Below are 12,189 nucleotides of genomic sequence, written 5' to 3' on the forward strand. Positions count from 1 at the left end.
GCGCGCGGCGGCCGCGGACCATCCGCCGTCAGGCGCCCGACCAGCGTCATCTGGTTGATCCTCGGCGGAGCCGGCGCCGCAGTCGTGGCCATGCTGGCCGAGGGGCGGCTCGGCCCACGCGATCCGAACGTCGCCGACCCCTCATCCTGGTGGGGAATTCTCCCATCGACCCCGCCGACGGAGACGGCAAGGGGCGTTCTGGCCGGACTGTCCGCGCTCAGCGTCATCACGCTATGCCTGTGCTGGGTCCTCCTGGTATGCGCGATGGCCGCCGGGCGGGTGTCCACCCGCGCCGGGCTCGCGGCGGCCGCCGCCTGGAGCCTGCCGTTCGCCGTCGGGCCGCCGCTGTTCAGTCGGGACGTGTACGCCTATGCCGCCCAGGGCGAGCTGGCCAGGCTCGGCCTGGACCCGGCGACCCACGGGGTGGCCACCCTGCTGACGTCCGGCGCGCCGGACGGTTCGGGCCGGGCGTTCGTCCAGGCCGTCGACCCACGGTGGTGGCACACCCACTCCCCCTACGGCGGTGCCGCGGTCGCGGTCGAGAAGGCCGCGGCGGCGATCGGCGGCGGCCCGGCGGGGACCATCGCGGTCCTCCGGGTGATCGCCGTGCTCGCCACGATCGCCCTGATCGGCCTGTCGCTGCGCCTCGCCGGGTCAGAGCCGTCCCGGCGCCGCGCGGTCGCGGTCCTGGTCGCGGCGAATCCCGTGGTCGTCATCCACCTCGTGGGCGGCGCGCACCTCGACGCGATCGCCGCCGCGCTCGTCGTCGCCGCCCTCGTGCTGGACCGCGCCCCCCGCCAGGCGGTGCGCGGGATCCTGCCGGGCGCCGCCGCGACGGGACTGGCGTGCCTCGCGGGCAATGTCAAGGCGACCGCCCTGCTCTGCGTCGGCTGGCTGGTGCTGGCCCACCTGCTGGCCGCGCGGCGGGCGCCGCGACCGGTGCGGGCGGGGGCCATGCGTCTCGCCGCCGACGCCGTCGCCGTCGCCGTCGCCTCGGGCCTGAGCATCGCCGCCGCCGGCTTCGGCCCGACCTGGATCCACGCGCTGTCGACCTCGGGCACCCTGACCACCGGAATCGCTCCCGCCGCGGTCCTCGCGGCGGCGGCGGACGGTGCGCTCGCGCTGGTCGGCGTGCATACCGCGGACGGCGCGACGCAGCGGGTGACCCGGGCGCTGTGCCTGGCGGCCGCGGCGGGCGTCGTCCTCGCACTCGCCCTGCGCGCCTGGCGCCGCTCCCCCGAGGCACCGCCGGCGGGCGGCGACCGGGCGTTCCGGGCGTTCGCCGGCAGCCGGCCGGACCTGGTCGTCGTCGGCTTCGGCGGCCTGGCCGTGGCGCTCGGCAATCCGGTGGTCTACCCCTGGTACCTGGCGCTGTGCCTGACGCCGCTGGCCATCCTGGCGGCCGGCGGCGCCCCGGGCGGGCGACGGGCGGGGCGGGTGCCGGGCACGGCCGCGGGACGCACGGTCGCCGCGCTGGTCGTGACCTCCACCTGGCTGTGCCTCGCGACCCTCTCGCCGCTCGCGGCCACCTGGCGGCTACTCGGTCCCGCCGGGGTCGCCGCCCTGGTCACGGTCGCCGCGCTCGCCGTCGTGGCCGCAGCCGCACTGGTGGCGGCCCGGCGGCGGCCCGCACCGCCCACCAGCACACCATGAGCAGACCGAGGTTGCGCCCGACCAGCAGCAGGCTCAGCACGATCCGGCCCTGGATGACGTCGTTGTACCGCCACGGGTAGATGAGCTGGGTCAACGCGACGCAGGCCAGCAGCGCCACCGGCAGTCGCCCACGGACGCTCACCGCCGGGGAGCCGACGGCGAGTCCCGCGGCAACCAGCGCGAGGATCCACACGAGGTACTGCGGGCTGAGCACCCGGGCGGTCACGACGACCACGACGACGAGCGCGAGGGCCCGCCCGGCGAGCGTCGCGGCCACCGTCCGGGCGGTCCCGGTCTCCGCCGGCGACCGACCCCGCGTCCACCACCACACCGCCGCCGCGATGATGGCGACGGCCTCGACCAGGCTGCACGCGGTGGCGACGGCGCGTGCCACCGGACCGTCGAACTGCAGGGAGCCGTAGGAGTATTCGGGCGCCGGGCCGCCGAGCATGTGGGCGACGACGAACGGCGTCGCGGCCACCGCCTCGACCTGCAGCCCGCGGGCCTGCTGCGCGCCGAGGAAGCCGAGGACGTCGCGCCACCAGCCGGTCAGCGCTGCGACGACGGCCAGCAGCCCCACCGCGCCCGCCACCCCGCCGACCAGGCGAGCCGCCCCCGCCCGCAGCCAGGCCGGCCACCGGCCGGGGGAGCCTGCCGGCGCCGGCATCGCGACCAGCAGCAGCAGCGGCCACACCTTGAGCAGCGTCCCCACGCCGAGGTGGAAGCCGGCGCGGCCGAACCGGGCCCGCGACACGGCGAGCACCGCGGCGAGGGCCGCCGCGGCCGGCAGCAGGTCGAACCGGGCCAGCGCCACGGGGCCGAGCGCGGTGATCCCGACCACCCAGAACAGCGCCGCGCCACGGTCGCGCCGCGCCAGCGCGACGGTCACGGCGAGGTCGGCGAGGAGCGTCAGCACGACGAACGCCACCCGATAGGGCACCGCCGAAAGGGTGTGAGCGAGCTCCGGTAGGACCAGCGCGACCGCCGCCCCCGGCGGGTACTGCCAGCGGTCATCGCCGACGGGCAGCCCGCCGCCGTGGCCGAGATCGTGCGCCCAGCCGGCGTAGATCCGAAGATCACCGAGGACGGTCTGCTGAGCACCGAACGTCTGGCCGGTCAGGACGCCGGCGACGAGCAGCGCGCGAGTGAGCAGCCAGCCACCCCACAACCGGCGAGCGGCCGGTAGGGGGGCACCCGGACCGGTCCGGGATGTGGCCGCCGCACCGGCGGCGGCGGTCGGCTCCGGGGCCGGCAGGCCGGCCGGCCCGCCGGACAGGGCCGACTGATCCGCGCGCACGTCCGCGACCGTACCCGCCCGTTCGGGCGGCCCGAGGCGCGCCCTCGATGCGCCGGGCGGGAGGGCTCTGCTGTCACCTATTGTTTGCGCCATATCGAGTCACTGCCACGGTGCGCAACGGAGCGCGCCGTGGCCGACGAACCCGGCGGCGCGTTCGGCGGCGGAGGGTGGCTCGAAACGCGCCGCGGAGGTGCCTGTGATCCTCGGATCCGGCTCAGCATGGGACACGGCCTGCGTTCAACTGGGGAACGCGGCCCGTCATCTGGGCCTCGACGACGGACTGCACGAACTGCTCCGCACGCCCCGCCGGGCGATCACCGTCAGCGTGCCACTGCTGCGTGACGACGGATCGCTGATGGTGCTGACCGGCTACCGCGTCCAGCACAACCTCGCCCGCGGCCCCGGCAAGGGCGGCATCCGCTTCCACCCCAGCTGCGACCTCGACGAGGTCAAGGCGCTGGCGATGTGGATGACCTGGAAGTGCGCGCTGATGGGGATCCCCTACGGCGGGGCGAAGGGCGGCATCGCCGTGGAGCCGGGGCTGCTGTCGCGCCAGGAGCGCGAGCGCATGACCCGGCGCTACGCCGCCGAACTCGTCCCCCTGATCGGGCCGGAGAAGGACATTCCGGCCCCCGACGTCGGCACCGACGAGCAGACCATGGCCTGGATCATGGACACCTACTCCGCCCACACCGGCCACACCGCGACCGGCGTCGTGACCGGCAAGCCGCTGTCGATCGGCGGCTCCGCCGGACGGGCCGGGGCGACCAGCCGCGGCGTCCAGCTCGCGCTGTTCGCCGCGCTGCGCCAGACCGGGCGGGACCCGCACTCCACGACCGTCGCCATCCAGGGCTTCGGCAAGGTCGGGGCGCTCGCCGCCCAGTACCTGCACGACGCCGGCTGCAAGGTCGTCGCCGTCTCGGACGTCAAGGGCGGCGTGTACAACCCGCAGGGCCTCAACCCGACGGCGCTGATCCGCCACCTCGCCGAGGGGGCGGAGACCGTCGTCGGTTTCCCCGGCACGGACACGCTCACCAACGACGACCTGCTCGAACTCGACGTGGACGTACTGGTCCCCGCGGCCCTCGAAGGCGTCATCACCATCGAGAACGCCGACCGGATCAAGGCGAGGATCATCGTCGAGGGGGCCAACGGCCCGGTGACGGCGGACGCCGACCGGATCCTGGAGGACCGGGGCGTGATGGTCGTGCCGGACATCCTCGCCAACGGCGGCGGCGTCGCGGTCTCGTACTTCGAGTGGGTGCAGGACATGCAGGCCTACTTCTGGTCCGAGGACGAGGTCAACGACCGGCTGCGGACGCTGATGGAGCGGGCCTACAGCGAGGTGGCGATGNTCGCCACCACGCAGGGCGTCAGCATGCGCCAGGCGGCGCACATCATCGGGGTGAGCCGGGTCGCCGAGGCCCACCAGACGCGCGGCCTCTACCCCTGAGCGACCCGCGGCCGATCCGCGGTTCCCGCCTGGACCAGCCGTCCTCTCCCCCACGGGGACGCAGTCCCGACCGACGGGACATCCGCCGGCGCGAGGTGACGCGCCGGCCCCGGAACGGGCCGCGCCGGGCGGCATCCCGGGATGCCTGGGACTGCCACCGGCCGGTGCCGGTCGCCGAGTTGCCGGGGGTGACCACGGTCAAGGCCACCGATCGTGCGAGCTCTCGGCAACTCGTGCGGCTGCCCGACCTGGCCGCGTCGAACCCGGCCGCGTCGAACCCGGCCGCGTCGAACCCGGCCGCGTCGAACCTGGCCGCGTCGAACCTGGCCGCCGGCGCTCAGCGGCCCCGCCCGGCTCGGGCGCGACGCCGGGGCCGGGGCCGGGGACCGGCCGAGCCCGGTCCGATCGGGGACCCCCCCGCCGGAGGGCCCGCCGCCGGGAAGGCCCCTTCGGCGGGGAACACCGCCGCCGTCGCCGCCGCGGCGGCGACGGCGAGCAGGGCGTCGCGGTCGTCGGCCGGCGCGGTGCGGTTGCGGCGGCGGTGACCGCAGCGCTCGCAGGCGTGGGTGAGGATCACGTCGTGCGTCCGGGCCTCGACGGCCACCGGGCGCATCACCCCACCGCAGGCGGCCGCACGGTCGCCGGGATGCACGTCGACGTGGCGCGAGCACAGGCAGGCCGGGCAGTGGTTGGTGTACCCGTCGCCGCGCACGGCGGTCCCGCAGACGAGGCAGTCGAAGTCCTCCGTGGTGCGGGTGAATCGCCGGCTCACCGGTCCAGCGTAGAGCCCGCCGCACCGACGCAGGCTTTGTTGTGCCGTGGCCCGCCGTCGCGACGGCTGCCCGGCATGTGTGTTCCCGGAGACGACCGGAGATGTNGGACCCACAGGATGAAATAGTGGGCGAACCATACCGGGCGTGGCGTGGCCGCGTCCGACCGCGCTCGTCGTCCCGGCTGCGTCCCGAGGAGGTCCCGCTGTGCAGGCAGCTCAACCCCTGCCGCCCGAGGAACCCGGGCGGGCGAGCACACCGGCCGCGGAGCTGTCCGACCGTGACCGGCGCATCCTTCGCTTCGAGCAGGGCTGGTGGCGTCATCCGGGGGCAAAGGAGGAGGCGATCCGTGCCGAGTTCGGCCTGTCCTCGACGCGCTACTACCAGATCCTCAATCGACTGATCGACTCGGACGCGGCACTGATCACCGATCCGATGCTCGTCCGGCGGCTACGCCGGCTGCGCGAGCAGCGCCGGGCCGCCAGGTCCGGCCGCCGGGACCGGAGCGAGGAGTAAAGCCGCTCATGACGCATGGCACGAGCGCGCCGCCGCGACGCCGCCCCCCGGGCCGGCGCGCGGACCGGCTGCACGCCGTGGCGGCGGGGGCCGTCGCTGTCCTCGCCGTGCTCGCGGGCATCCTGCTGGTCAACCTGTTCAACGGCACGTCCGACCCCGAGCGGCCGAAGCCGGTCGCGGCGCCCATCCACACCCCGGACGGCGGCAGCCCGAGCCCGTCCCCCGCGGTGCACCGCACGACGCCCGCGGCCTCGCCGACCCGTCGCCCGAGCCCGGCCGCGACGACGCCGCCCGCCGAGCGGCCACCATCCTCGACACCCGCGCCGCCGCCGGCACCGCACAGCCAGCGGCCCACCGTGACGGCGCCGGTGGTCGTGCTGAACAACTCCCGGATCTCCGGCCTGGCGGAGGTCGCGGCCGGGCGGGTCGAGGCCGCCGGGTTCCCCGTCGAGCGGACCGGTAACTTCCAGTCGGTCTACAACGTGCCGGTCTCGACGGTGTTCTATGACGACGACGACGCCGCGGCCGCCCAGGCGCTCAAGGACGCCGTTCCGGGCATCGAGAAGATCGTCCCCCGCTCGCAGACGAGGATCGTCTCCACCAACACCCTGATCCTCGTCATCACTCGCGACTTCCCCGCCGACCCGGAAAAATGATCAGTGATCGTCCCGTCTGGGACATCCCCCGGTGGGCATGTCCGCCGGTCCTCGACCATCGACCCCGGGAAGGCTCCGTGAGCGATTCCGCCCAGCACCGCGCGCCNGCGCCCCGCACCCCCGCCGGGGGTGCGGGGCTCGCCGCCCTGCTCACCGCTCCCGACCGCGCGCTGATCGCCCTCGACTACGACGGCACGCTCGCCCCGATCGTCGCCCGCCCGGCCGACGCCGTCCCCGCCCCCGGGGCGATCGAGGCGCTGCGCCGGATCTCCCGTGCGGTGGGCACGCTGTCGATCATCACCGGGCGGCCGGTCGACGCGCTGCTGGAGCTGACCGGGGTGGAGAAGCTCCCCGACCTCGGCGAGCTGGTCATCCTGGGCCAGTACGGACTGCAGCGGTGGGACTCGCGGTCGCGCGCGATCACCAGCCCGGAGCCGCTGCCGGGCGTGGGCGCCGTCCGCGCCGCACTGCCCGAGCTGCTGCGCGACGCCCCCGCCGGCACGGTGGTCGAGGACAAGCACCAGGCGCTCGTCGTGCACGTGCGCCGCACCGCCGACCCGGACGCGGCGCTGGCCGCCCTCGCCCCGGCGCTGACGACCCTCGCCGAGGAGCACGGGCTGGAGGCCGCCCCCGGCAAGAAGGTGCTGGAGCTGCGCCCGCCCGGTCACGACAAGGGGGGCGCGCTGCGCGAGCTCGTCGCCGCCCGCGGGGCGCGCTCGGTGCTCGTCGCCGGGGACGACTACGGCGACCTGCCCGCCTTCTCCGCCGTCGACGAGATGCGGGCGGGCGGCCTGCCCGGCATCACGGTCTGCAGCGACAGCCCCGAGGTCCCCGCCGTGTTGCGGGAGCGCGCCGACCTGGTCGTCGGCGGTCCCGCCGGGATGGTCGCGCTGCTGGAGGTGCTCATCGAGCGTCTCGGCGGCTGACCGGCGCGTCGGGGCGATCCGCGGCGAGGGCGTCGAGCTGGTCGGTGAACCAGACCCGCGGTGGCAGCCGGCCCGCCACGGCGGCGAGCTCGCCGGCGCGGCGCCGGCGGTCGGCCGCGGGCATCGTCAGCGCCGCATGCAGGGCCTGCGCCGTCGCCTGGATGTCGAACGGATTGATCACCAGCGCCGCCCGCCCCATCTCCGCGCAGGCCCCCGCCTCCCGGGACAACACCAGCACGGCGTCGCGCCGCGACACGACCGGCCCCTCCTTCGCGACGAGGTTCATCCCGTCCCGGATCGGGTTGACGACGAGCACCTCGGCGAGCGAGAGCGCGGCGATCGACCGCGGATAGTCGTCGGTGATCTCCAACCGCAGCGGCAGCCAGGTGTCCGTGGCGAACTCGTCCTCGATCTCCGCGGCGAGCCGCTGCACCGCGGCCGTGTACTCGCGGTACTCCGGCAGGTCGTGCCGCGAGGGGTAGGCGCAGACGAGGTGCATCACCTTGCCGCGCCACTCCGGGCGGGTCCGCAGCAGCTCGCGGTAGGCGGCGAGGCCGCGCACGATGTTCTTGGACAGCTCGGTGCGGTCCACCCGGACGATCAGGCGCCGGCCCTCGGCCAGCTCGACGAGCTCCGCCGCCCGGGCGGCGACGTCGGACGCGTCGGCCCGGTCGCGCAGCTCGTCGGCGTCGACGCCGAGCGGGTGTACCCCGATGCGCACTGTGTGTCCGGCCTCCGTCGCCCCGGCGGGCGGCGCCACCGTGATCGAGCGCCGCTCGACCCGCACGCCGGGCAGACCGCGGACGCACTCGGTGAAGGCGTCGGCCCACGCGTCGGTGAGAAACCCCAGCCGGTCGGCGCCGAGCATGCCGCGCAGGATCTGCTCGCCGACGTCATCGGGCAGCATCCGGAAGTACTCCGGCGGCGCCCACGGGGTGTGGCTGAAGTGACCGATGCGCAGGTCCGGGCGCAGCCGGCGGAGCTGCCCGGGGACGAGGGTCAGGTGGTAGTCCTGGATGAGCACCGAGGCGCCCGGGGCGGCCTCGTGCGCCAGCGCCTCGGCGAACATCGCGTTGTACGCCTCGTAGGCCGCCCAGTCGCGGCGGAACGACGGGCCGAACACCGGCTGCGAGGCCGGGGCGTAGAGCAGGTGCTGGATGAACCACAGGATGCGGTTCGCGACCGCGTTGTAGGCCCGGTCGAACACGACCCGGTCGACGTCGAGCATCCGCACGGCCGTACCGCCGGTGTCGTGGCCGGCGAGGTCGAGCCGGCCGGCCGGTGCGGCGCGGACCGCGCGCCGGTCGGCATCGCCGAGCGCGGCGCACACCCAGACCATCGGCAGGGCCTCGGGCGGGGCGTCGACCGCCGCCTGGCCCAGACCGCTGACCAGCCCGCCCGCCCCCCGGCGCAGCACCAGCTCCCCGCTGTCACCGGTGACGAAGGCCACCGGCCCCCGGTTGGAGGCGACCAGCACCCGGGCCGTCCCCAGCGGCGAAGGACCCCCCGACGTGCCCTGCTCGGCTTCCCGCATCCGCTGCACACTGCGGAGGGTAGGCCATTCGGACGGTCGTCCAGGCCCGACCGCCGGCCACACCGCGGCCATCCGGCGCGGGTTCCGCCGGATATGGCCGGACATCGTCCGTCCGGTGTCCGGCCGCCGTCCGGTCCGCCAACACCAGGCGAACCAGCCGCGAACCGGCTGCCGGCGGGCGGGTCAGACGGCGGGCAGGTCAGACGGCGGGCAGGTCAGACGGCGACGGCCGTCCGCACCGCGCTCGCCCATCCCGCGCCGACCGTGCCCGCCTCGACGGTGACGTTGTCGTACCGCTCGAGCAGGGCGGTGATGTCGGGGTGGCGCAGCGCGTTGGCGACCAGGTGCATGCGCCCGACATGCGGGGCCATCGCCAGGTCGCTGGCNGAATCGCCGATCGCGATCGCCTCGGCCGGGGACACGCCGCGCCGCTTGAGGTCGTAGGCCACCGCGTCGCCCTTACCCACCCCGTCGGGGACGAGGTGGTAGACGTGCGGCGCCACGCCCAGCCCAGGCATGTGGGCCGGCGAGATCAGACCGTTGTCACGCATGCTCAGCCAGGCGAAACCGGTCTCGGCGAGCCAGCCGTCGACCTCGGGCACGTCGATGCGGCCGCGGAGCATCACGTCGACCTCGCGGCCGGCGTGCCAGGGGGTGTGCAGCTCCAGGCGGCCCGGGTAGCGCTCGATCAGCCGGTCGAGCAGCGACTCGGGGACCTGGTCGAAGTCCGGCGGCATGGCACCGCGCAGGATCTCGCTGTCCCGCCCGTCGTTCCAGCCGACGATGGCGCCGAGCTCCCCGATGAAGCCGTCCGCGCCGAAGATCTGTGCCGCCTCGACGAGCTGCGGCCGGGTGCGGCCGCTGACCAGCACCAGCGCGACGCCGGCCGAGTGCAGCTCGGCGAGCGCCTGCGCCGGGTCCAGGGTGATCGTCCCGCCCTCGGCGCGGAAGAAGCAGCCCTTCGGGCCGACCATCGTGCCGTCGAGATCGGTGTAGACGACGCGAATACTCACTGTCACGGACTCCCTGGTCTGCGAGATGGGTCGGCCCGCCGGCACCGGCTGCCCAGGCACCGGGCGCGAGCGGCGGTCACCGGACGCGGGCCCGGCGTGCCCGGCGCCGGTGAACATTCTGGGGGCCGGGGCGGGCTGCACCCGGCGAAACACGATCTCATGGCCGTGAACCACGAAACACTGGTGCACGATCTCCGGCACACGGTCTACAGTACGGACAGACAACTTCATCTGGCTCATCCAGAGGGGCAGAGGGAACGGCCCAGTGAAGCCCCGGCAACCACCCGCATCCGATGCGTGGCAGGTGCTAATTCCGACCCGTGGCAGGTTGCCCCGGGAAAGATGAGGAGCTTCTTCATGACTCTCGCGCCCGAGCGTGCCGACACCACCGCCCTCGACGTCGCGAACCCCGCGGTCGGACTGTCCTGTCGCCACTGCGGCGCCACCTACCCGCTCTCCCCGACCCACGTGTGCGTGGAGTGCTTCGCCCCGCTGGAGATCTCCTACGACCCCGACCTGCTCGGCCGGGTCACCCGGGAGTCCATCGAGCGCGGGCCGGCCAACCTNTGGCGCTACGTCGGCCTGCTGCCCGCGGGGCATGACCCGGCGCGCCGGGTGTCGCTCGGCGCCGGCTGGACGCCGCTGCGCCCGGCCCCGCGCCTGGCCGCCGAGCTGGGGATGAAGACGCTCTACGTCAAGGACGACAGCGCCAACCCGACGCATTCGTTCAAGGACCGCGTCGTCTCGGTGGCCCTCAGCGCCGCCCGCGAGCTCGGATTCACCACGGTGGCCTGCGCCTCGACCGGCAACCTCGCCCAGTCCGTGGCCGCGCACGCCGCCGGGGCCGGCCTGCGCTCGGTGGTGCTGGTGCCGCACGACCTGGAGGCCGGCAAGACCGTCTCCACCGGCGTGTACGGCGGGACCCTCGTCGCGATCCAGGGCAACTACGACGACGTCAACCGGCTGTGCAGCGAGCTGGCCGGCGAGTACGAGTGGGCGTTCGTCAACGTCAACGTCCGCCCCTTCTACGCCGAGGGCTCCAAGACGCTGGGTTACGAGGTCGCCGAGCAGCTCGGCTGGCGGCTGCCCGAGCAGGTCGTCGTGCCGATCGCGTCCGGCTCGCTGCTGACCAAGGTCGACAAGGCCTTCGGCGAGCTCGGCAAGCTGGGCCTGGTGGAGCCGACGCCGTACCGGGTCTTCGGCGCGCAGGCAGCCGGCTGCAACCCGGTGGCCGCCGCGTTCGCCCGCGGGGTCGACACGGTCGCCCCGGTGCGACCGTCGACGATCGCCAAGTCGCTGTCCATCGGCAACCCGGCCGACGGCCCGTACGCCCTCGACGTCGCCCGCCGCACCGGCGGTGCGATCACGGACGTCAGTGACGACGAGATCCTCGAGGGTATGCGGCTGCTGGCCCGCACCGAGGGCATCTTCGGCGAGACCGCCGGCGGCGTCACGGTCGCGAACCTGCGCCGCCTGCTGCGCGAGGGCCTGCTCGACCCAGCCGCCGAGACCGTCATCTACAACACCGGCGATGGACTGAAGACCCTCGACCCGTTGGTCGAGACCGGCGGACCGACGGCCACTATCAAGCCGTCGCTGCGCGCCTTCGAGGCCGCCGGCCTCGGCGACGACTGATCACCCCCGCCTCCTCCCGGACCCGCGGTCTGGGTCCCTGCGGCACGGTTCCTTGCCCTTCCAGAGGGACGAATCAGGCACGAAACCCTCCAGAAGGGCAAGGAAGTCGCCGGCCCTGGCGGGCCTGGCGGCCACCAGCGCCGCGACCTGTCGGCTAGCGGACACCGAGCCGGCAGCCGGCAGGCTCGCCGCCCGCACACGAGGCTGACCGGGGATGTCGCCACGCCGCACCCGGTCGCGGAACGGGCCGTGGAAGCTGCGGTGCGCAACGCGGCGAAGCGACGGCGAGCTTGCACTCTCCCATGCCGAGTGCTAAACAGGACTTGGCACTCTCACCTAGGGAGTGCCAAGGCTGAAACGGCGAGGCTGCCCGTTCACCCGGCGTCCACGGTGGTTGCACCGAGGTCGGAGCCGGCGGGAGCCGTCCGTCGCGGGCGTCGTTGTGGCCAGGCCATCGAACCTGCCATCCCACTGGGAGGACCCAGAAACCATGCCGAAGATCATTGCCTTCGATGAGGAGGCTCGGCGCGGCCTGGAGCGCGGCATGAACCAGCTGGCCGATGCGGTCAAGGTCACGCTCGGTCCGAAGGGTCGCAACGTCGTTCTGGAGAAGAAGTGGGGCGTTCCCACGATCACCAACGACGGTGTGAGCATCGCCAAGGAGATCGAGCTCGAGGATCCGTACGAGAAGATCGGTGCGGAGCTCGTCAAGGAAGTCGCGAAGAAGACCAACGAC

8 protein-coding genes, 6 pseudogenes and 1 riboswitch are annotated in these 12,189 nt (G+C 74.4%); of the genes and pseudogenes, 9 read left to right on the top strand and 5 right to left on the bottom strand.

Annotated features, from left to right (window positions below):
- The first annotated feature begins 54 nt into the window (after positions 1-54).
- On the top strand, positions 55-1,653 hold the full coding sequence (mptB, locus tag UK82_RS10635; RefSeq protein WP_313949803.1) for a polyprenol phosphomannose-dependent alpha 1,6 mannosyltransferase MptB: 1,599 nt from the start codon (positions 55-57) through the stop codon (positions 1,651-1,653).
- On the opposite strand, the gene UK82_RS31245 is transcribed toward mptB, so the two are convergent.
- On the bottom strand, positions 1,568-2,950 hold the full coding sequence (locus UK82_RS31245) for a glycosyltransferase 87 family protein (protein ID WP_236705763.1): 1,383 nt from the start codon (positions 2,948-2,950) through the stop codon (positions 1,568-1,570). The two genes, mptB and UK82_RS31245, sit on opposite strands and share 86 nt — an antisense overlap.
- Before the next feature lie 196 nt (positions 2,951-3,146).
- Between UK82_RS31245 and UK82_RS10650 the strand changes: the two genes are divergently transcribed.
- Together UK82_RS10650 and UK82_RS37190 are read left to right on the top strand one after the other, a co-directional pair.
- A partial coding sequence (locus UK82_RS10650) for a Glu/Leu/Phe/Val dehydrogenase (RefSeq protein WP_236705764.1) occupies positions 3,147-4,304 on the top strand: 1,158 nt, incomplete at its 3' end.
- A gap of 1 nt (position 4,305) precedes the next feature.
- Positions 4,306-4,403: pseudogene (locus UK82_RS37190) on the top strand (hypothetical protein); the annotation flags it as partial.
- Between the two features lie 337 nt (positions 4,404-4,740).
- Here the strand turns inward: UK82_RS37190 and UK82_RS10655 are convergent.
- On the bottom strand, positions 4,741-5,175 hold the full coding sequence (locus UK82_RS10655) for an RNHCP domain-containing protein (RefSeq protein ID WP_044883991.1): 435 nt from the start codon (positions 5,173-5,175) through the stop codon (positions 4,741-4,743).
- A gap of 205 nt (positions 5,176-5,380) precedes the next feature.
- On the opposite strand from UK82_RS10655, the gene UK82_RS10660 reads away from it, so the two are divergent.
- From UK82_RS10660 to otsB, 3 genes and pseudogenes are all read left to right on the top strand, one after another.
- On the top strand, positions 5,381-5,689 hold the full coding sequence (locus tag UK82_RS10660; protein ID WP_044883992.1) for a DUF3263 domain-containing protein: 309 nt from the start codon (positions 5,381-5,383) through the stop codon (positions 5,687-5,689).
- A gap of 8 nt (positions 5,690-5,697) precedes the next feature.
- Positions 5,698-6,345, top strand: a complete 648-nt coding sequence (locus UK82_RS10665; protein WP_044883993.1) for a LytR C-terminal domain-containing protein — start codon at positions 5,698-5,700, stop codon at positions 6,343-6,345.
- Between the two features lie 107 nt (positions 6,346-6,452).
- Positions 6,453-7,271, top strand: a pseudogene (gene otsB, locus UK82_RS10670) (trehalose-phosphatase); the annotation flags it as partial.
- On the opposite strand, the gene UK82_RS10675 reads toward otsB, so the two are convergent.
- The 3 genes and pseudogenes from UK82_RS10675 to UK82_RS10680 all read right to left on the bottom strand — a co-directional run.
- Positions 7,249-8,805, bottom strand: a complete 1,557-nt coding sequence (locus UK82_RS10675) for a trehalose-6-phosphate synthase (protein ID WP_044884033.1) — start codon at positions 8,803-8,805, stop codon at positions 7,249-7,251. The pseudogene otsB and the gene UK82_RS10675 overlap by 23 nt on opposite strands.
- Before the next feature lie 215 nt (positions 8,806-9,020).
- Positions 9,021-9,191: pseudogene (locus tag UK82_RS37195) on the bottom strand (HAD family phosphatase); the annotation flags it as partial.
- Position 9,192: 1 nt separating this feature from the next.
- Positions 9,193-9,818: pseudogene (locus tag UK82_RS10680) on the bottom strand (HAD family hydrolase); the annotation flags it as partial.
- A gap of 233 nt (positions 9,819-10,051) precedes the next feature.
- A riboswitch (SAM riboswitch) is annotated at positions 10,052-10,167 on the top strand.
- Between the two features lie 8 nt (positions 10,168-10,175).
- Here UK82_RS10680 and UK82_RS41840 point away from each other — a divergent pair.
- The 3 genes and pseudogenes from UK82_RS41840 to UK82_RS10690 all read left to right on the top strand — a co-directional run.
- Positions 10,176-10,384, top strand: a pseudogene (locus tag UK82_RS41840) (threonine synthase); the annotation flags it as partial.
- Between the two features lies 1 nt (position 10,385).
- Positions 10,386-11,453, top strand: a pseudogene (gene thrC, locus UK82_RS10685) (threonine synthase); the annotation flags it as partial.
- A 490-nt stretch (positions 11,454-11,943) separates the two neighbouring features.
- Positions 11,944-12,189 (top strand): TCP-1/cpn60 chaperonin family protein (locus UK82_RS10690; protein WP_055407009.1); only part of this gene is annotated, 246 nt, incomplete at its 3' end.

The sequence above is a fragment of the Frankia sp. ACN1ag genome (assembly GCF_001414035.1).
Classification (GTDB): domain Bacteria; phylum Actinomycetota; class Actinomycetes; order Frankiales; family Frankiaceae; genus Frankia; species Frankia torreyi.

What these genes read in the sequence shown, in the direction of transcription:
- UK82_RS10665 (WP_044883993.1), top strand. Translation starts at nt 5,698, where the DNA reads ATGACGCATGGCACGAGCGCGCCGCCGCGACGCCGCCCCCCGGGCCGG.
- UK82_RS10675 (WP_044884033.1), bottom strand. Translation starts at nt 8,805, where the DNA reads ATGCGGGAAGCCGAGCAGGGCACGTCGGGGGGTCCTTCGCCGCTGGGG.